Source organism: Helicobacter muridarum (assembly GCF_000765805.2).
GTDB classification, from domain to species: Bacteria; Campylobacterota; Campylobacteria; order Campylobacterales; family Helicobacteraceae; genus Helicobacter_A; species Helicobacter_A muridarum.
The window spans coordinates 1-20,667 of record NZ_JRPD02000009.1 but is presented as its reverse complement, the minus strand read 5'-3'; the positions used below and the strand labels follow the sequence as shown (position 1 = coordinate 20,667).

The window sequence follows — 20,667 nt, the reverse complement described above, 5'->3', positions numbered from 1 at the left end:
TCCCTATGCCTTATAAGATATGTTGTGCTATAATTTTACACAAAAACTAAGAGGATTTCACAATAAAAAAAATATATATGTTTGCTTTTATTAGCTGTTTGATTTTATTTTTGTGGATAACAATAATACTAGGCTACACAGACCCAAACATAGGTTTGCAGGGCACTCAAGTCCAAAATAAGTTCTTTAAAATTGATGGTTTTGGTAATAAATTTGCAATATTTAACGTCCAAGCATTTGGCTATATAGCTTATATATATTTACCATTGTTGTTATTTCCGCTTTATAAACTATATGACAACACAGAATATTCATTTCGAAAGATACAACTAACATTTGCTACGCTATTGTTTTTTTTATCGCTACTCATTTTGCAATCTTTAATCTTTGGTGTTGGAATCTTGGGCAATGGAATATGCAATATGCTAATGCCATATATTGGCACTATAGGAGTAGTTATTCTTGTATTGCTTTTAATGTGCGCGACTTTTTTTATGACATGGAGACGAAGTATATCATTTATGCAAAAATATCTTAGTGCTAGGATTGGTATGAGTATTGATTCTTGGAAATCATCTATTATAAAAATACAAACGACATTAAAAAAAATTAAGCTAAATTACATACAAAAAAGAAGCAAAAAGACATTTAGCTCAGAATATAGCGAGAGGCAAACGACCACAAATAACAAATATGCTTTTAAAGAACCTCTTATTGAAAAGCCATTAGATGAAATGACACCATTAGATTTAAATCATAGAGAAATAGAATATAATTCTCATGATATATGGTACGATAATGCAAAAATACCTTTAGTTCAAAATAACATAAAGGCTAAGGTGCAAGAAGCAAATAATCAATCATCTATGACCGAAGCAAACAATAAAATAAGTCCAGAATCGAATACAAAACAAGCCCAAGATGCGAATAATATAAAATATGACAATGCTATGAGTAAGATCTTATTCAATCCAAAAAAAGATTCAAATAAAACAATGAGCACCCCGCATTATAATATAAGCAGCATGGAACAAAAAGTCGACACTCTAACAAAGGACTATCTACCAAGAACACAAGACATCTACACAAAAGCAGATGATTTGCTAAAAAGATTTCATAAACTATCAACAAACAAAGATAACATTCCAATAATGCCAATAGATGAACAAATGGATATATCAGCTAAATATGTAAAACCAGCCATAGAAGAATCTACAATAAAGAGCTTTTCAAAACCTGTAGAAATGAAACTTGATTCCAAGAATTTGCAACCACAACCAAAGACGGTTGAAGTTTTATATAGTGAGGGAACAAATATTTCATCTATAAAAAAACAAGTAAAGCTAAAACAAGATAATACAACAATAAATCCAAAAATATTACCCAATATAGAATTAAGCATAAAACAAAACATAGAAGAATCTCCAAAAACTATAAATAAATCCCATGATGAGCAAGCAATATCTAATCAAATAAAATACTCTGCCACAAAGATACAACCAAAAATGGAATCTAAAATAGGACACAACCTAGAATCAGCAAACCAAACAAGAATAGATTCCAATGTTCAAAACATTACAAAACCAAGCATCATATATACACAAGCAAATCAAAGATCAAACTCCATCTTCACCACAAATGAGCAGAACAAAACAAAGTCACTAAGAAAACCTTACATTCACACATATACTAGCCCAATATCCAGTGAAACAAACAAAAATGATGTGAAACAAACTACAGCTAATGACATAGGCGATAGTTTTACAGATCTATCCGATGAAGATTTATTACTTGATGGTCATAATTCAACTAACAATGAATCTTGCCCAATATATATAGAATCAACATCATCTCCAATTGAGATTCTTGCAAACCATAGCTACAACCAAAATGAAAACGAAGAAATAAAGCCAATAGATAAAAATATTAAAGAGTTAAACTCAAAAGACAGCCAAACACAAGAATCTAACACACTAGATTACTTAAAAGATATAAATAACAAAGAAGCTATACAAAGCATAAATCAAGATATGCACAAACAAGAAGAGTCAATAAATCTAAAAGATACTAAAGATGTAGATAACAGCAAATTAGATATACAAATTAGCGACGATACTAAAAAAAAACTCTATAACAAACCATTAGTTACAGAAGAAAATATAAACAAAAATCACGATAATGCTCAAAATACAAGTGCAGATTCTAATAATTATGAAACATATAAAAAGAATGAGACAAACAACGACAATAAACCAAATCTAACATATACCCAAAGTTTGAGTGAAAACAATGACAAATTAAATATAAGCGAGCATGGAAATTCAAATATACAGATCACACCAATTATTACACCACAACAAGGCATACAAGAAATTGCTAAACAGTTCCTACCAAATAATGAAATAACAAAAAACTATATATCAAATCAAACAATGCCAAGCATTGATCTTAAATCAATGAATAGTAATCTAGCCATTGCACCAATCCCAGCATATACAACAGAACAAAGTAAAGAAACAAAAGAACATCAAATAGACAATACCACAAATCAATATGCAGAAGTATATACGAAGCAGCATCATAATTCTAATAAAAATATCAAAGCAAACAAGAGTATGGAGCAAGATATACTAAATTATGATTTAGCACAAAATGATTACATAAATAATAACAAAGAGCCCAATATTTCAAATACGCAAGTATATGACAATATAAAGCATAACAATGCAGAACATAATCAAATTCAACAAGATAAAACACAAAAATATGATGGTATGCAAGAGTATAAATTCCCACCTCTATCACTTTTGCAGTTACCAAAACATCAAGAGGAAATTCAGGACATAGAGATTGATAGCAAAATAGCTAATTTATTAAACAAACTACATGTATTTAAGATAAGGGGCGATATAGTCAGAGTGTTTACTGGTCCTGTAGTTACTACATTTGAGTTTCGTCCAGAACCAGATGTAAAGGTAAACAAAGTGCAAAGCTTGCAAGATGACTTGGCCATGGCACTCAAAGCAAAAAGCATTAGAATACAAGCTCCAATACCCGGTAAAGATGTAATTGGAATTGAGATTCCAAATGGTAATGCACAAACAATATACCTTAGAGATGTGCTTGAATCAAGTGCATTTTTACACTCTGCAAATCCACTTAGTATAACTCTTGGTAAGGACATTATGGGCAATATTGTTATAGAGAACTTAGCAAAATTGCCTCATTTACTTGTGGCAGGCACAACAGGTAGTGGTAAGTCAGTAGGGGTAAATGCGCTTATACTTTCATTGCTATATCGCAATAGTCCAGATGACTTAAAGCTAATGATGATAGATCCTAAACAAGTTGAGTTTGCACCATATGAAGACTTACCTCATTTGATTACCCCAATTATTAATGCACCAGATAAGGCGGTGCAAGCCCTTTACGCTGCCACTGTAGAAATGGATAAACGCTACAAGATTCTATCTGATGCAAAAATGAAAAACATACACTCATATAATGAGAAGTCAGAATCTAGTATGCCATTCTTTGTAATTGTGATTGACGAATTAGCAGATTTGATTATGACAGGTGGTAAAGACGCAGAAGCCTCAATCACTCGCATAGCGCAAATGGGACGCGCCGCTGGTATGCATCTAATTGTAGCTACACAAAGAAGCAGCGTAGATGTTGTAACAGGGCTTATAAAAACAAATCTACCATCAAGAATAAGTTATCGCGTTGGGAATAAAACAGATTCTAAAGTTATACTTGATGAATTTGGTGCAGAGAGATTACTAGGTAATGGAGATGGATTATTTAAATCTGTGGATTCCCTAAAAAGAATACATGCTCCTTGGGTAAGCGAACAAGAAATTGAGAGTATTGTGTATTTTATTAAACAGCAAAGACCAGTGCAATATGATGCTAATTTCCTAAGCGAGCAAAAACAAAATAACGCAGGATTCATAGATAAAATATCTGCAGATTCGGGGCTTCTTGAAGAAGCAAAAGCCATTATTCTAAGGGACAATAAAGCATCAATTAGCAATCTACAAAGACGCCTAAGCATAGGATACAATAAGGCAGCAACACTTATAGAAGCATTGCAAGCAGAGGGTTTTGTATCTGCTCCAAATACAAAAGGAGAACGAAGCATTCTTAGCTCTTAGTCTTTTAGCCTTATTTATAAAGGATCATCAAATAATATTTAAGCAGAGGTGCGAAGGCAAAAAATAATTAATTTAGAGGTTTTTTATGGATTAATAGCTTGTTACAAAAGAGATTCTTAACTTGCAAATCAAAGTAAACTTGATAATTTATATAACCATATCATGATGAATAAAATAGGCTTTCATATAACTCTAAATTGCATATGCAAAAAAATAACTACAATAAACAAGCAATCAGTAGAAAAATGTCTAAAATCCCATTTGATTAAACAATAGCACTAATAAAACTTAAGTGTAAAACTTGTTGTAGCAGATACTGAACTAGATTTGCAATCTTAAATCTTTTTAGAATCTATAGCTTAAGAGTTACATTTATTTTCAATGTATTGCAAATTTTTACAATCATTAAAAAGTATTTTTTAAGGCATTTTTTGATACTTTAAGCAAAAGCTAAACATAAACAAAGGAGCAATGTATGCTAAATAAATTATACAAATCTGTGTTTATAATATTTTTCATTAGTTTTTTTCTTTCTTGCTCTGAAGATAAAAGCAAGAATAAGCAATCTTTAGATAAAGAAAAAACTCTTGATACTAAGCTTGTTACCATAGCTACAGGTGGAGCAGCAGGTCCCTATAATATTATAGGAACGAGCCTAGCTGAGCTATATAGTAAAGAATTAGGCATTAATTCCAAAACACAAACTACAGGAGCCTCTATAGAAAATCTCAATTTATTAGAGCAAAAAAAAGTAGAAATGGCTTTTGTTATGTCCGATGCCCTAAATGATGCCATAAATGGAATAGGGGCTTTTCCTAAACCTCTTGAAAATATCTCTCAAATAGCAGTTTTATACCCTAATTTCATACAAATCATCACTTCAAAGAAAAGTGGCATCAAAAGTATAGAAGATTTAAAAGGCAAAAGGGTTGCGGTAGGCGATAGGGGCTCTGGGGTAGAAAATAATGCTAGATTCTTGCTTAGTGAATTTGGTATAAACTATGATGATATTAAACCTGATTACCTTGGATATGCAGCCGCCGCTGATGCTTTGCAAAACGGTAGAATTGATGCGGCTTTTTTAACAAGTGGATTACCTAATGCCTCAATATTGCAACTTGAAAAAAGTTTTGATTTAGCTCTTGTAAGCATTCCAACTCAAAGGGCAAATGAAATTGCTTCAATTAAAGATTATTTCGTAGCATTAGAAATTCCAGCCCATACCTATGGTAATGAAGAACCAGTGCCCACTATAGCTATACGCAATGCCCTTGTAGTAAGAAAAGATTTAAGCGAAGAAGACGTAAGGAAACTCACAAAAACATTTTTTGATAACTTAGACAAGCTTGAGCTTTCTCATAGGGCTGTTAAAGACATACCAAGCCCCAATAAAGATAATGGAATGGTAGCTCCTATTCACAATGGAGCCTTAAAAGCTCTTGAATCAAGATAGCTTGTAATGGAATTAAGATTTGAATAATTTAGAAGAAAGGGCTATGAGAGAACCTGGTGGCTATGAGTGTGCTCTTATCAAGGCTGTGTTGATAGCCTACTCTTTGTTTCATCTTTATATTACTTTTTATCCACTTCCTGAGCTTTTACTAAGAAGTGTGCACTTATGCGGCGGAATGGCTTTAATCTTCCTGCTTTTTAGACAATCTAAATTTTTACTTTGGGATTATATTTTATTCTTCTCTTCAATTTTAGGCTTTGTCTATATTTTTTACGAATTCGAAAATATAGTAAGTACTAGAGGAGGCTTACCAAATAACACAGATATTATATTTGCTATTCTTACTACCATACTAGTTTTAGAAGCAGCAAGGAGGGTTACAGGGCTTATCTTGCCATGTTTAACATGTTTATTTTTAATATATCCTTTTATTAGCCATTTTGATTTTATGCCCCCACTTTTGATTACGCGCGAATATGATTTGGGTGATATTTTTGGACAGCTATATCTTAAAACTGAAGGGCTTTTTTCCTCTGCTATAGGTGCTAGTTCAAATTTTATTTTTTTATTTATTCTATTTGGGGCTTTTCTATCCCGCTCTGGTATGAGTTCGCTCTTTAATGATTTATCTCTAGCTCTAGCTGGCATGGGACAAGGAGGTCCAGCTAAGGTAGCAGTAATTTCAAGCGGCCTTATGGGTAGCATTAATGGTGCTGCTGTGGCAAATGTCGTTAGCACAGGAAGCTTTACCATACCATTAATGAAAAAAATAGGCTATGATAAAAATTTTGCCGCCGCTGTGGAGGCTAGTGCTTCCATAGGAGGACAAATACTTCCCCCAATTATGGGGGCTTCTGCATTTATTATGGCTGAAACATTGGGCACTACCTACTCTACCATAGCCATAGCAGCAACACTTCCAGCCTTATTATATTTTTTAAGTGTTTTAGCAGGAGTGCATTTTTATGCAAAAAAGCATAATCTCAAAGGTATGAGCAAAGATTCCATACCATCATTAAAAATAGTCCTTAAGCAAAAAGGGCACATGCTTTTACCAATGATTTTATTAATAGTGCTTTTGGCTAACTCTATGGCTGTGGCTTATGCAGCTATTTATACTATATTTTTTACTGTTATTATCTCACAGGTTAGAAAAGAAACTCGTATGAATTTAAAGGATATAATGGGTGCATTAGAAGACGGTGCTAAGAATTCTTTATCTGTAGTAATTGCTTGTGGAGTGGTAGGCATTATCATAGGAGTTACAAGCCTTACTAGCTTTGGCAATGTCGTTAGCTCCTCTATAGTCTCACTAGGACAAGGCTATTTGTTTTTATCTTTGATTCTAACCATGCTAGCCTCTATAATTTTGGGCATGGGATTGCCTTCAATACCAGCTTACATAATCACAGCTACAATGGCAGCTCCAGCTCTAGCTAGTTTTAATATACCCGCTATATTGGCGCATATTTTCGTATTTTACTTTGGAATTTTTGCTAATATAACTCCTCCTGTGGCTCTAGCTTCTTTCGCAGCTGCCGGTATAGCTAAAAGCGATCCTATGAAAACAAGTTTTTATGCCTTAAGGCTTTCTTTAGTAGGATTTGTCATACCTTTTATTTTTATTTACAACCCAGAATTATTAATGCTTGATTTTAGTGCCAATTCAGATAGCTTTGCCAATTTGCAAACTATACTAATGGTGAGTTTGACCTCAATTATAGGCGTTTTAGCCCTTTGTGGTGCTATAGAGGCTTATTTATTTGGAGACTTGGCAATTTGGCAAAGAATCTTACTAGGCTTTGGTGGATTTTGCTTTTTAATACCAGGGCTATATTCAGATATATTAGGTGCTAATGCAGTAGGGCTTGTTTTTACCTTGCAATTTATATTTAAGAACAAGTTACAACATTGACTATGCTTTATATTTAGATTGCTATTAGCATAAAGCAATATTTGCAAAAATTTTTAGATATATAAAAACTTTAAGTTCTGTTTAAATAATCTGGCTTGTTTTGACTTAAGCAAAACTATACAAAATATAATAAAAAACTACAATGCTATAAATATACAGAACTAAAAATCCATTACTACAGACAAGTAATATCTCCTACTTTCTCTAATATAATTAAATACATTAGCATAAGCAGTCATATTATTGCTACCTGTATAAGGCATAAAGTCTATAAAGTTAAAATTAAACAAGTTATACACTGCCATATTTAGCCGCAAATTATCATTGACTTGATAGTAGCCACCTATATGCGTAAGATAATAAGGATCATAGAGCTCGCCTCTAGCTTTAGTAGCAGAATTTGGGACATTTGGATTACCGCGATAAATACCAGCTTTTATCTCCTCTCTAATATAACCGCCAAACTTACCAAAATCATAATTTATAGAAACATTGAAGCTATGTAATGGGACATTATTAAACGGTGTACCTATATATCACAGCAGTATTGCTCTTTGTAATCTCTGTATAATTATATGTATATGCAGAAGTAAGACTTATAGAACCATAACCTATATCAATAGGTTTAAGCGTGCCAAAAAGCTCTAAGCCATAACTTATAGCCTCACCTACATTGCTATAAAAAGGAACAATTGCCACTAGTAGCTACACAGGTAACACCTAAACCAGGGATAATCTGTCCGTTAGATATACTTCCAGCTAAGCCGCCCGTTTGATTGATTTTATCCTTAAACTGTATAAAAAATCCAGTTAAAGAGGCAGAGAAATAGTTATTATCACTTAAGATTGATAACTCATAGTTTATACTAGATTCTGGCTTTAGATTGGGATTGCCATAAGTGGGATTAGTGCCAGAACCAGAGAAGCTAACAATATCAAGGATTAGCTGATTTAGAGCTGGACTCTTGTATCCAGTAGAGATTCCTCCCTTGATGGTTAGCCATTCATCAAAAACATTATATGCGACATAGATTCTAGGACTAGCATTTGCACCAAAGATGGAATTAAAATTCCCTCTTACACCTGTAGTTATAAAAAGACTATCCCATAAGCTAAACTCAATCTCACCAAAAAGAGAATCAATATGCTGATCTTTATTAGAGCTAGATGTAGAAACTTGTAAAAGTTTATCATTAAAATTATTATACCAATACCTAGCTCCCACGCTTACATTCATTCCAAAAAAGCTAGCAAGCTGAAAGAACATAATGCTCTTATGGTCCAAAATTAAATCTTGATTGATAAGCTCTCTATTATCACCCGCATTCACACCATTTACTGCACCGTTACTAAGTCCACTTGCTGCAGTAGTTGTAACATTACGTCCTGCATTGCTAGTAATATTATATGTTAGCGAAGTATCAGTCCTTAGAGATGAAAATATAGAATCTATATTAGAGATATAATTGCCAGTATGTGATAGAACTACATTACCTCGATAAATATTGTATTTCTTAGAATAACCACTTAATTTTTGAAAATCGAGATCACTAGCTGAAACATTGCAAGTTCTCCTATTGCTTAACACCAAACGCATAGAGTTATCATATCTTTGTTCTCCATAGTCTACATCAAAATAAATGCTATTAATTGGTAGATTCTTAGCTCCTATTGTATCTATACTATTCCATATAAACCTACCGCCTAAGGTAGAGATTCTACCAGGTGCAGAACCTACTACTTGTCCTGATGTAAGACTTGTATTAGAAAGATTAGAGCCATTATTTGGAATAGTTCCCGTATGATTTGGTGCTACTGCTAAATCAGAATTAGATACTCCATCTCTAGTATATATTCTACCTCTAAGCATTAAGCCCATATTCTTGGCACTATTTAGAGGACCAGCAGTAAAGACGCTAAGGCTTTGTGAATTTCCAAAAGGCTTAGATTCTTGAAAGGTATAATCATAGCTGATATTTGTCCCCAATTCTTGAAAATTTTTCTTTGTGATGATATTTATCACACCGCCTATAGCATCACTTCCATAAAGCGTAGAGGCTGGACCCCTTATTACTTCTATCCGTTCTATTGCTGAAAGGGGTGGCATGAATGAGGTTACAGAATCGCCAAAACTATTTGGAAAAACACTATTATCTGCATTAATCCTCTTGCCATCAATAAGGATAAGTGTATAAGATGTCCCCATACCTCTAATTGAGATTCCATATCCACCAGTCTTTGTAACGCCTGTATCAATGCTAACACCCGGGACATTTTGGAGTGCTTTAGCCTAAATCACGCGTAGGACGGGTTAAAATTTCTTGTGGTGAAACAACGCTAATAGAAGCTGGAGCGATGCTTAAAACTTGATCAAAACCACTAGCTGTAGTTACAATTTTTTCTAGTTTAATGCTATTAGTATCGCTTATATCTTGGGGATTAGTGTTAATATGTGCTACTTGTTTCATCTCCATATATAGCCAACAATGTAAAAATACTTAAGCATAAAAATTTAGAAGTAAGACATCTAATATTATTCATAATTATTCCTTATAAATAAATTTACGAAATACAAAGGTTTTATATTTATATTTTTAGGCTTATTTGCTTTGATTTGCTCATTATTTTAGCTATAGGAAGAAGCCATAACTAGAAATTATCTAAGATTTAGAAACTCTAGCTTACAATTGATTTTTAAGTAATAGTTATTATTAATAATTATCTAATATATTTTGTATATCATTATTTTTTATATTTGTTAAAGATTGGCAACGTTGCAGACTTACATTTGATTAAATTAATCTTTATTAAGTTGCTCATAATTTTTATACTTGACTTTTAATCAATATTTAATGCTTCAATAGCTTTTTCTACATTTTTTATTACCCAATTCGGAGTGCTAGCCCCAGCTGTGATTCCACATATTTTCTTTCCAATAAACCAATCATTTTGAATGTCTTTTTCATCTTCAACTAGGTAACTATCTTCACAATGAGCCTTTGCAATTAAGAAAAGTTGCTTAGTATTTGATGATGTTTTCCCACCTACAATAATCATAATATCTGCTTTCTGACTTAGGTTTCTAGTTGCCTCTTGATTCTCAAAAGTAGCATTACAAATCGTATTAAAAACACGTACCTCCAAAGAATTAGCAATTAAATACTGCACAATTTCTAGGAATTTTTCAATCTGTTTAGTCGTTTGCGAGATAATAGCTATCTTTTTTGGAATCCTCTTAATAGCCTTGACTTCATCTAAATTCCCAACAACTATTGGTATATCCGTGCTATAGCTCATAACACTACGAACTTCAGGGTGGCTAGAGTCACCAAAAATCACAATCTTATATCCTTCTTTGCTCATTTCCTCAACGATTTTCTGAGGCTTTGTAACAAATGGACATGTAGCATCTGTTATCTCTACACCCTTTTTTTGCAACTCTATAAGATTTTGTTTTGTAATTCCATGCGTGCGGATAACCACACTTTTGCTCTGCCCTAGATTATTAATGTCCTCTTGCACATGAACATCAAAGTCTTTTTGCAACCTTTGTATCTCTAATGGATTATGAATAAGAGGTCCTATAGTTAATGTATGTGGATTGTATTTGGCTATTTTCTCTGTAATTCTTATTGCACGTTTAACACCAAAGCAAAAGCCATATTTATCTGCTAAAAGAACTTGCATATTATTCCTTAATATTAGCTTGAGCAGTAATTAGTAAATTGTAGTGCCACGAGTGTAACTACTTGGTTGTTGAGTTATATTGGCATTTGGAGCAATATTATCTACATTTACTCCTTGAGCTTGCGTTGGTGCTTCAGGTTGAATCTGATTGCTTGCATTTTGATCTATACCCGGATATAGACGTATCAACTTGCTTAGCTCTGCTGCCTTATCTGGCTGCATTTGAGCTAAAATACTTCCCATTTGATTTGGCTTTAAGCTTAGCAATATCAAAATGGCATCTTCATTTGGCATAGCAGCAATGATTGGAGCAGCCTTATTATCCTTCATTTTTGCATAGCTTTCAGCTAGCTTATTCTCTTTGATTCCATTAATTTGCTTTAGAATCTCTTCATTCTTGGCAAGCAAGGCTTTTGCCTCTGCAAGCTTTGCATCACTTTCAGATTGTTTTTGGGATTGCTCTTTCTTCATATCGCCATACATTTGTTGCAAAGCCTGCTCCTTTAGCTTGATTTGCTCCTCCTTTTCTTTAAGTAATTTGGTATTTTCCTCTGTTAAAATCTGCAATGTGCTTTGCTGTTGCTGAAGCTTTGATAGATGAAAGGCAATTTCATCTTTTCTTGCTTCAAAAATAGCAGTGCATTGTTTTGCTAGAGCTTGGGCTGCTTCTGGATCATAGTTTATCTTGCCACTATTTAATGGTTCTTTTGTAGAATGGCTTTGATTTGAATCCGCGGCTAAACTATAAAGTGTGCTGCATGCTATGATAGCTACATATAAGAGTTGCTTCATGAAACTCCTTTATTTACTTGTGTGGTCAATACGCAATTTTACAATAAATATTTTATATTACGGCGATACTATTAAAATGCGCTAATGCTTAATTTTATTGATAATATTAGTTGTGCTGCGATTCTGCAAAAAATCTATAAGCTTAACTTCCTTGGCATAATTTGAGCCAACTATTTCCTTATTCTCATAGTCCGCACCTTTGACTAGAACATCTGGCATAATTTGGGCTATTAGATTTAGTGGAGTATCCTCATTGAATATAATTACATAACTAACACAAGCAAGGCTAGCCAAAAGCAATGCTCTATCTTCTTGTGGATTAATAGGCCTATCTTTTCCCTTTAGCTTTCTAACAGAATCATCGCTATTTAATCCAACAATAAGAACATCGCCTAGTTTACGTGCTTTCTGCAAATATGACACATGCCCAGCGTGCAATATATCAAAGCAACCATTAGTAAATACTATCTTTTTATTCTTCAGATCATTTTTTAAATTATCTATATCAGTGATGATTTTAGATTCAGCTGGTTTAATTATTCTGCGCGGTGCTAAAAAATCCTTAATTTCGGCTAGACTAGCTACCGCGCTACCTAGTTTTGCAATTACAACGGCGGCGGCTGCATTTGCAAATGTTGTTGCATAATCCAAACTTAGATTATGAGCTAAGGCAATAGCTAGGGCTGCTATTACAGTATCACCCGCTCCACTTACATCATATACCTCTCTAGCTATTGTTGGCTTTTTGTGTAAAAATCCGTTCTCCAAAAATCCTATACCATCTTCGCTTAATGTTATTAGAGGATAGGTTACTTGGCTTATATCTTGTAATTTTAATAGAGCATCTTTTAAAGAAGCGTCATTATGAATTGTAATCTTTGTAGCAATCTGGGCTTCCTTTTTATTTGGTGTGATAAGTGTAGCATGCCTATACTTGCTATAATCATCTCCTTTTGGATCGCACAATACAGGAATCTTTACGCTATTTGCTAGAGCTATTAGTTTTTGTGCGAATTCATGGCTTAAAACTCCTTTTTGATAATCACTAAGAATCATACAATCATATTGTGAAATATGTCGCCGCAAGTCTTCATACATCTCATCATATAATGATGTTTCTAAATTGCTAGAATTCTCCCTATCTATACGAAGCATTTGATGTTTGCTAGCCATTACACGAGTTTTTGTTGTAGTAGGTCTATTAGATTTATAGCAATTAGCTTGTATGCCTTTGTTTATTAGAAAATCTTGCAATAAATCACCCTCTGCATCATGCCCTATTGCGCCATATATTGTTACTTTTGCATTCATAGCAATAAGATTATTTGCCACATTGCAAGCACCACCAAGTGTAAAACTCTCTTTATCAACACTTACAACAGCCACAGGAGCTTCAGGAGAAAGCCGATTAGAACTACCCCAAATATATTTATCTAGCATTAAGTCCCCTATTACCAACACTCTTATTTGTTTTTGTGGCAACATACATTCTCCTTATTCTTGATTTGAAGTAAGCTTTATAATCTTAGTCTAGCCAATATCCTTATAGCCCATTTTGACTAGCATATTAGAATCATTGCTCCAACCTCGCACAGTCTTTACTTGCAAAGATAAAAAGACCTTTTTTTCTGCAATACATTCACACTTTAGCCTAGCTAATGTACCCAATGATTTTATGGTTTTTCCTTTTTTTCCAATTAACATAGACTTTTGAGAATCTCTATTAGTAATAATTTCTGCTATTATATGAATAATATCTATCTTCTCTATTACTTTTAGAATTCTTACATCACTTTGATAAGGTATTTCATCGCTCATCCGCTCAAATATTGACTCTCGTATTGCCTCCTTAAATATATCACGCATAAGAGTCGTGCTAGCTATGGAATTATCATACAAATGTGGAGAATTTGGCAAATAGCGCGCTATAGTAGACAATAAATTAAATCTTTGTCTATCTTGTAGGCTTTGCGCGCTAAGTGGTATTAGAGCTAAGTAGTGTTTTTGAAAATCTTGATAGCTTTTTAAGCATGCTAGTAATGAGTTCTGACTTAGCCTATCAATCTTATTTAGCACAATTACATGTGGCTTTTTGCATCTCTCTAAAAACTGTTTATAAAATCCAATATCATTGGCATTTGCAGCAACAACAAATAAACAAATATCACAATCACCAATAGCTCCAAATGCCTCATTCATCATATACATATTAAGCTTAGATTCTGTATTTAAGTCATTAATTACATCTATTCTTGATATTCCTGGGGTATCTGTGAATACGATTTGAGAGTCTAGTCCTTCCTCACAAAAAGGCACAATGAAATTCATACGTTTTCTAGTAGCATTTGCTTTACGTGAAACAAGTGCTAGAGTAGAGTGTGAGAGAGTATTAAGCAATGTTGATTTTCCTGCATTTGGCTTGCCAATGACTGATACAAATCCGCTTGTCTGTCTTAGTTCTAATCCATTCATAATTTTTCTTAAAACCCTATTATATTTGTTGTAATAGGAAATCTTTCTCTTGTGAAGTAGCATTTAGCTTTTGCTCTAGATCTTGCAATGCCTTTTGATTGTTATCTATAATATCTTTTGGGGCATGGCTTAGAAAGTTTGGATTATTTAACATACCTTGCAGTTTTGTCATTTCTTTTTTTAGCTTAGCTTCTTGATTAGTTAGCCTAGATAAAATTCCATCAATATCTAGATTTTTAGAACCAATAAATATCTGCGCATAGTTTCCAATATCTCCTACGCATTTATCAGGCTTAGAATTAACCAAAAATAACCTTTTAATCCTACCAATCTTAGTAATAAAACGCAAGCCTAACTCTTGTAATGAGATTTCATCAGCAAGCAAACCCTTGCCAAGTGATTTATTAAGTGCTGCAAAGTCTGGATTATGTGGTTGAATAAAAGCATATCCTATTTCTTGATTAGCAATTCCAAATGTTGCACGCATACGTCTAATAGTAATAATGCAATCTCCAATCATCTCAAAAGCTTCCTCATAACCTATCTTCCTTGAAATATCGCTTGGAAAAGATTCTATCATTATAGAATCATGCTTTCCTAATCCGCTCTCAATATCTCGTCCTAATAGACTCTGAAACACATATTCACTTAAGAATGGCATTAATGGGTGAAGTAATTTCATAGATTCTATAAACACGCTAGCAAGCTCAAATACGCTTTGCTTATCTGCCTTTGCATATTCTATTCCAATATCACAAAATTCATTCCACAAAAAGCGATATATAGTGCTAGCATATAAATCAAAGCGATAGGAATCTAGCGCATTTCTAGATTCTAATATGGCTAGATTTAGTCTTGATTTCATATATATTCCAAGTGGCGTTTTATAGCTATTTATAGAATCAAGACACTCAAATGAATAATTAGGATCTAGTTGACTGGCATATAGTTGTAAAAATTTCATAGCATTTGCAATTTTATTAGTGAAATTTCTAGTGATTTCTAACTGCTTTGTAGATAATCTTATATCTCTCCCTTGTATGCACAAATATGCAAGGCTAAATCTCACAATATCAGGGCTATATTTGTTACATAACTCAAGCGGATCTATTACATTGCCCTTTGATTTGCTCATTTTCTGCCCTTTCTCATCAAGCACTAAGGCATGCAAATAAATATCTTTAAAAGCTATCTCATTGCAGTTAATATCAGAGCTAAGGAGCATTCTAGCTACCCAAAAAAATAAAATATCAAATCCAGTGATTAATAATGAATTTGGGTGGAATCTCTCTAAATCTCCCTCATTCCATAGCTCACCTTTACCAAAATCACCATTTCCAAAGCCAAGCGCGCTATGCGTCCATAATCCAGAGCTAAACCAAGTATCAAGCACATCGCTATCTTGCTTAGTTTGATTGCCACATTTTGGACATAAAGGATTATCCTCTTTACTTACAAACTCATGTCCACAATCACAATAAAACACAGGGATTCTATGTCCCCACCATAATTGACGACTAATGCACCAATCGCGTAAATCCCTCATCCACGCATCATAGTTATTCCTCCATTGAGATGGATAGAATCTAGCCTCATTGTTTGCTACGCGCTCAATCGCTCCCCTTGCAATGTCTGCTTTTACAAACCACTGCTTTGAGATATAAGGCTCTATGACATTGCCACAACGATAGCACTTGCCAACCTTATTTTTATAAGGCTCTATTTTCTCAACAAATCCTGCCTTTTGCAAAGCCTCTACTATTTTTTCTCTAGCCTCTAGCCTTTCTAATCCGCTAAAACTATCGCAATGCTCATTTAGGATTCCAGCTTCATTAAAGATTACAATGCGATCTAAATTATGCCTAATGCCTACTTCATAGTCATTAATATCATGCGCAGGCGTTACCTTAACTGCGCCACTTCCAAACTCAGTATCTACAATAGAATCTGCAATTATTGGAATAACCCTGCCAATTAATGGCAAAGTGATAGTTTTACCTATCAAATGCTTATATCTTAAATCATTTGGATTTACCATAAGTGCGCTATCGCCAAAGAATGTCTCAGGGCGCGTTGTAGCCACTATAATGTAGGGCTTATCATGTGGGACTAATTCTGCATTTTGTGTGCTTTCGTTAGAATCTATGTCATTTTTTTGAGGCGATTGCATAGTAGATTCTATATTTGATGTCGCATTAGGGTTATCATTTTGCAAATTAGGATTTACTTTAGAATCTAGCGTTAAATTGCTAGCAAAAGATTCTATATTTGGTGCTTGTTTGCATGATTTTAAATTATCACTTAGATAGTATCGCAAGTAATAAAGCTTGCCCTCATTTTCATGATAATCCACTTCAATATCACTTAGTGCGCCATCATGAGTGCACCAATTTATCATGCGCTCTCCGCGATAAATGTAGCCTTTTTCATACCATGATTTAAAGCTTTCTTTAACGGCATTTGCAAGCCCCTTATCCATAGTAAAGCGAGTCCTTTTAAATGCCGGCGAAAAGCCCATAATGCGCATTTGCTCTAGAATCTTACCCCCACTTTGCTCCTTCCACTCCCATACTTTTTTTACAAAAGCCTCTCTACCTATGTCCTCTTTCTTTATGCCTTGTGCTAAAAGCTGTTTTTCTACCACATTTTGTGTAGCAATACCTGCGTGATCAAGCCCTGGCTGCCAAAGCGTGCAAAAGCCTTGCATTCTTTTGTAACGCGTTATTATGTCTTGCAATGTAAAAGTTAGTGCATGCCCTATATGCAAAACGCCTGTTACATTTGGCGGTGGCATCATTAGGCAAAAATCGGAATCTTGATATTTATAATTAAGTAACGACCTTGTTTTGGAATCCGACATATCAGATTTAGTTTCTTTGGAAGCAGTATCTAAAATCTTTGTCTTTAAATGCTTGTTTTGGTTCATTTTGACTTGACTTGCTCTTTGCTTTTGTAATTTTGCATTGCCGTCTATTTCAAAGTAACCCCGTTTTTCACATTCATTGTAGATAAGAGATTCCCAATCTTGAGTAAATAATAACTTGTTGCCCATATTTTGCATAAATCCTTGATAAAAAGCTTAAAAAGCTAGTATTATAACATGTTTGTGAATCTCGTAATAATATTAATTACCACATAAAAACTCAATACTATCTTGGAGATAATTATGGAAAATCATCATTTAGTAGAAGATTTTATTAATAAAATTCGAAATAAAAAATGCCTTACTTATGAGATCTGCCCAGATAAATCTCCATCAATTATGCCAATCATTTCCAAGATAAAACTAGCTAAACTACACGAGGATATAATAGATGGCTTTGTTTGCACAGATTCGCCACTTGCTAAGCTAAAAATGCATAGCGGAATGGCTAGCATAAAGATTCAACAAGAATTACAAAAACCTGTGATTTGTACAATTAGTATGAGAGATCGTAACTCTTTAGCCTTAAGTGCTGAGCTATTAGGACTTAACGAGTTTGATATTAGAATCTTCCTAGCACTAAGCGGAGACCCACTAAAGTTAGGAGACCAGCCACAGGCAAAAGCGGTATTTGAAGGAAATAGCCATAGAATTTTAGAACTAATTGAGAAGCTAAACTCTGGGCTAGATTTGGTTAATAATGCCTTAAAATCATATCCAAAACAAATATATGGCTTTAGCGTGCTAAATTCATACTCAAAGAAAGTGAACATTCTAAAAAACAAGATGGAATCAAAAATCTGCTCTAACGCCCTAGCCCTTTTTACTCAACCAATCTACGACATAGAAGTATCAAAAATATTACATGAGTGGCTAGAGGAGCTAAACGCTAGGCACAATAAACAATGTGTAATTATGCAAGGGTTCTTTCCTATTACAAGCTTTAGGCGTGCATTATTTCTATATGAAAAGTTGCCCGGCGTATTTATACCAGAATTATGGCTTGAAACAATGCAAAAAGCATCTTTGAGGGGTGTAGATTATGAGAAACAAAAAGGACTAGAGATGAGTAGTGAGCTATTTAGCAGGCTATATGAATATAGTCCTAAAATCCACTTTATGAATCATAATGCACCAAATAGTGCCAAACGCATATTAGAGCATGTGAGATAAGCTTTGTTTATCAACTTAACATTAAACTTTAAATATCTCAAACTTTAATTTATAATACAGATTGATTAAATGATAATTGCATAAATAATTCAGAGGTATTATTTAGAAGCTTAAAGGAAGCATACATGGAAGAAAATATGATAATTTATCAAGGTAGGCATATCACTATGCCAACTCCAAATCCGCCAACCATAATAGACATAAGCCCTATTGAAGAATCAAAATATCTATCCCTACAAAGGGTTACATTTAACGAGCAAGGGATTAACAAAACTTGGGATATAACCAAATCACATGATAGTGTAGCAATTGTGCTATATCATAGGGAGAGAGATGGCTTTATTTTTGTGCGTCAATTTAGAGTGGGAGTATTCCTACAAAATAATAAACATGGCTATATGTATGAGCTATGTGCCGGACTATATGACAAAAATATCGATACAACACAAATCGCAATCGAAGAGATTCAAGAAGAATGTGGATATTTCATATCAAAAGATAGGATAGAGCTTATCACACAACTCTATGGCAACGTAGGTATGAGCGGGGCTAAACAATACTTATTCTATGCCGAGATAAAATCAAAAGATAAAAAATCAGCAGGAGGTGGAGTAGCTAGCGAACTTGAGAATATAGAATTAATTTTTGTGCCGCGAGCATTAATTGATGAATTCATAGATGATCTAAATTGCCCAAAGACGCCATCTCTTTGTTATGGGATACTTTGGAGTAAGGGCAAAAAGTTTTAGTTTTGCTATAATTTTTACTATCTTAAAGTAAGGAATGCGTATGAATTCCAAAAAAATAGATATGAACCTAGCAAAGATAGATTCATTAAAAACTAGTAATTATGAAAAAGAAGTAATTCGCAGTGCATTTTATAATCACCTAAACAGCATTCCAATATCTGCCCAAGCACACCGCATTATGCGAAAAAATGGCATAAGTTTCTTGCAAAAAAGCATTATATTAAAACCCGCCCAAGAATATAACAACACACAACAACGCAAGAATGAATATAAGAGAACATATAAGCCAAATCTAGCAAAAGACTTGGGTAATTTGACACAAGATTCTACACAGGAAAAAATAAAAAGAGTGAAATCTAACCAAGAGCCAAATATATATGCTAGAAACAAAATAGAATCTAATACAAAATCTACCACATATCAAAATACAAATGATACTTTTTACACAAAAAGCAATATGTATGAAAAAAGTTACACAAATATAAATATGAAATCAAAGCAAATTGTAGATATCATGCAAAAGGCAAATGTCCTAAATGCAGAATCTAATAAACTTACTAAGCAGTGTAAAGAAATGATGGCAGCATGCTTTAAGCCAGATGAGCTATCATACAATATGACTAAATCATTAATCAAGAATATAGAGGATTCCATAAACCGCAATACAGAATCTTTACATGAATTTTTAACACCATTCTTGGAAATATTTGATAATCTAAATATTGGGGCTAAAGAAGAAATTCTATCTCGCTCTAGCGAGCTATTGCAAACAATTCATAATACTAAAGATATAGGAGAAAATTTATGTATAAAGCTATCTGCTATACGATCAAAATCAAACTTACAGCAAGAAAACTATATTAATGACTATCTACAAGATACAGTAGAAAAAATGGAAGCCTATTTAAAATGACTAGAATCTAACAATAAAATTCATTGAATTTTAAGAATCATAAAAGTGCTATATTATACGTAAGCTATGATAATCATGTAAAAATTCACAAGATAATAACCTTAGTAAAAAGCAATGGTATGAAAAAAGGCAAAAACACTTAAATTTCAACAGCCTCGCAATAACACAAAACTACCAAATTACCAAACGAAGCTGTTTTATTTCAACACATTTAAACATTATTTTCACATTGGTTAAAAGTCATAGTAAATAATATTACGCCAATAGAACAAAATTTAATTTGATATATAATATTTATTAAAGTGCAAGAAAATAACATTAAGATAGGCAGTGTATAGACTAGGTTGTATCACAAAATAAAAGGAAGATAATGCTAAGGATTAGGATAGTTGGTTTTGGTCCAAGAGGGTTATAATGTTTTACAAAGAAATTT

The 20,667-nt window shown here is 33.4% G+C and carries 15 protein-coding genes and 2 pseudogenes; 6 read left to right on the top strand and 11 right to left on the bottom strand.

Annotated elements, in window-relative coordinates:
- Nucleotides 1–77 precede the first annotated feature (77 nt).
- From LS73_RS05185 to LS73_RS05175, 3 genes are all read left to right on the top strand, one after another.
- Entirely contained in the window at nt 78–4,157 is a 4,080-nt protein-coding gene (locus LS73_RS05185) for a DNA translocase FtsK (protein ID WP_052089553.1), read from the top strand.
- Nucleotides 4,158–4,632: 475 nt separating this feature from the next.
- Nucleotides 4,633–5,610, top strand: a complete 978-nt coding sequence (locus LS73_RS05180; RefSeq protein WP_034557639.1) for a TAXI family TRAP transporter solute-binding subunit — start codon at nt 4,633–4,635, stop codon at nt 5,608–5,610.
- Nucleotides 5,611–5,629: 19 nt separating this feature from the next.
- The gene (locus tag LS73_RS05175) at nt 5,630–7,525 is read left to right on the top strand and encodes a TRAP transporter permease (RefSeq protein WP_052089554.1); all 1,896 of its coding nucleotides are present in this window, start codon (nt 5,630–5,632) and stop codon (nt 7,523–7,525) included.
- A 161-nt stretch (nt 7,526–7,686) separates the two neighbouring features.
- Here the strand turns inward: LS73_RS05175 and LS73_RS10525 are convergent, their stop codons facing one another.
- From LS73_RS10525 to LS73_RS05130, 11 genes and pseudogenes are all read right to left on the bottom strand, one after another.
- Nucleotides 7,687–7,830 carry a hypothetical protein gene (locus LS73_RS10525; RefSeq protein ID WP_324736952.1) on the bottom strand — a complete coding sequence of 48 codons (144 nt, stop codon included), beginning with the start codon at nt 7,828–7,830 and terminating at the stop codon, nt 7,687–7,689.
- A gap of 42 nt (nt 7,831–7,872) precedes the next feature.
- A pseudogene (locus LS73_RS10615) lies at nt 7,873–8,010 on the bottom strand (hypothetical protein); the annotation flags it as partial.
- Nucleotides 8,011–8,041: 31 nt separating this feature from the next.
- Nucleotides 8,042–8,224 carry a hypothetical protein gene (locus LS73_RS05165; protein ID WP_034557640.1) on the bottom strand — a complete coding sequence of 61 codons (183 nt, stop codon included), beginning with the start codon at nt 8,222–8,224 and terminating at the stop codon, nt 8,042–8,044.
- Complete coding sequence (locus LS73_RS05160) at nt 8,202–9,395, bottom strand: TonB-dependent receptor domain-containing protein (protein ID WP_407918749.1); 1,194 nt, start codon at nt 9,393–9,395, stop codon at nt 8,202–8,204. Before LS73_RS05160 ends, LS73_RS05165 begins: the two co-directional genes overlap by 23 nt.
- A gap of 162 nt (nt 9,396–9,557) precedes the next feature.
- Nucleotides 9,558–9,800, bottom strand: a pseudogene (locus LS73_RS10610) (TonB-dependent receptor plug domain-containing protein); the annotation flags it as partial.
- Nucleotides 9,801–9,810: 10 nt separating this feature from the next.
- Nucleotides 9,811–9,993, bottom strand: coding sequence for a hypothetical protein (locus tag LS73_RS05155; RefSeq protein ID WP_034557642.1), 183 nt, complete (start codon nt 9,991–9,993; stop codon nt 9,811–9,813).
- A 370-nt stretch (nt 9,994–10,363) separates the two neighbouring features.
- On the bottom strand, nt 10,364–11,212 hold the full coding sequence (locus LS73_RS05150) for a 4-hydroxy-3-methylbut-2-enyl diphosphate reductase (RefSeq protein WP_034557643.1): 849 nt from the start codon (nt 11,210–11,212) through the stop codon (nt 10,364–10,366).
- Between the two features lie 30 nt (nt 11,213–11,242).
- Entirely contained in the window at nt 11,243–12,004 is a 762-nt protein-coding gene (locus tag LS73_RS05145) for a MotE family protein (RefSeq protein WP_052089555.1), read from the bottom strand.
- A gap of 81 nt (nt 12,005–12,085) precedes the next feature.
- Nucleotides 12,086–13,489 (bottom strand): D-glycero-beta-D-manno-heptose-7-phosphate kinase, encoded by a 1,404-nt coding sequence (rfaE1, locus tag LS73_RS05140; RefSeq protein ID WP_034557644.1) that lies wholly within the window; start codon nt 13,487–13,489, stop codon nt 12,086–12,088.
- 45 nt (nt 13,490–13,534) lie between these two features.
- On the bottom strand, nt 13,535–14,476 hold the full coding sequence (era, locus tag LS73_RS05135) for a GTPase Era (protein WP_034558102.1): 942 nt from the start codon (nt 14,474–14,476) through the stop codon (nt 13,535–13,537).
- Nucleotides 14,477–14,495: 19 nt separating this feature from the next.
- A complete protein-coding gene (locus LS73_RS05130; RefSeq protein WP_138069993.1) occupies nt 14,496–17,528 on the bottom strand; it encodes a valine--tRNA ligase in 3,033 nt (1,010 codons plus the stop codon).
- 114 nt (nt 17,529–17,642) lie between these two features.
- Between LS73_RS05130 and LS73_RS05125 the strand changes: the two genes are divergently transcribed.
- From LS73_RS05125 to LS73_RS05115, 3 genes are all read left to right on the top strand, one after another.
- Complete coding sequence (locus LS73_RS05125; protein ID WP_034557648.1) at nt 17,643–18,572, top strand: methylenetetrahydrofolate reductase; 930 nt, start codon at nt 17,643–17,645, stop codon at nt 18,570–18,572.
- Between the two features lie 125 nt (nt 18,573–18,697).
- Nucleotides 18,698–19,321 (top strand): NUDIX hydrolase, encoded by a 624-nt coding sequence (locus tag LS73_RS05120; RefSeq protein WP_052089556.1) that lies wholly within the window; start codon nt 18,698–18,700, stop codon nt 19,319–19,321.
- 40 nt (nt 19,322–19,361) lie between these two features.
- Nucleotides 19,362–20,234 (top strand): hypothetical protein, encoded by an 873-nt coding sequence (locus LS73_RS05115; RefSeq protein WP_034557650.1) that lies wholly within the window; start codon nt 19,362–19,364, stop codon nt 20,232–20,234.
- The last annotated feature ends 433 nt before the right edge of the window (nt 20,235–20,667 follow it).

Coding starts and splice junctions, on each gene's coding strand:
- LS73_RS05185 (WP_052089553.1), top strand. CDS start 78: ATGTTTGCTTTTATTAGCTGTTTGATTTTATTTTTGTGGATAACAATA.
- LS73_RS05180 (WP_034557639.1), top strand. CDS start 4,633: ATGCTAAATAAATTATACAAATCTGTGTTTATAATATTTTTCATTAGT.
- LS73_RS10525 (WP_324736952.1), bottom strand. CDS start 7,830: ATGGCAGTGTATAACTTGTTTAATTTTAACTTTATAGACTTTATGCCT.
- LS73_RS05160 (WP_407918749.1), bottom strand. CDS start 9,395: ATGCTTAGAGGTAGAATATATACTAGAGATGGAGTATCTAATTCTGAT.
- LS73_RS05155 (WP_034557642.1), bottom strand. CDS start 9,993: ATGAAACAAGTAGCACATATTAACACTAATCCCCAAGATATAAGCGAT.
- LS73_RS05150 (WP_034557643.1), bottom strand. CDS start 11,212: ATGCAAGTTCTTTTAGCAGATAAATATGGCTTTTGCTTTGGTGTTAAA.
- LS73_RS05145 (WP_052089555.1), bottom strand. CDS start 12,004: ATGAAGCAACTCTTATATGTAGCTATCATAGCATGCAGCACACTTTAT.
- rfaE1 (WP_034557644.1), bottom strand. CDS start 13,489: ATGTTGCCACAAAAACAAATAAGAGTGTTGGTAATAGGGGACTTAATG.
- era (WP_034558102.1), bottom strand. CDS start 14,476: ATGAATGGATTAGAACTAAGACAGACAAGCGGATTTGTATCAGTCATT.
- LS73_RS05130 (WP_138069993.1), bottom strand. CDS start 17,528: ATGGGCAACAAGTTATTATTTACTCAAGATTGGGAATCTCTTATCTAC.
- LS73_RS05125 (WP_034557648.1), top strand. CDS start 17,643: ATGGAAAATCATCATTTAGTAGAAGATTTTATTAATAAAATTCGAAAT.
- LS73_RS05120 (WP_052089556.1), top strand. CDS start 18,698: ATGGAAGAAAATATGATAATTTATCAAGGTAGGCATATCACTATGCCA.
- LS73_RS05115 (WP_034557650.1), top strand. CDS start 19,362: ATGAATTCCAAAAAAATAGATATGAACCTAGCAAAGATAGATTCATTA.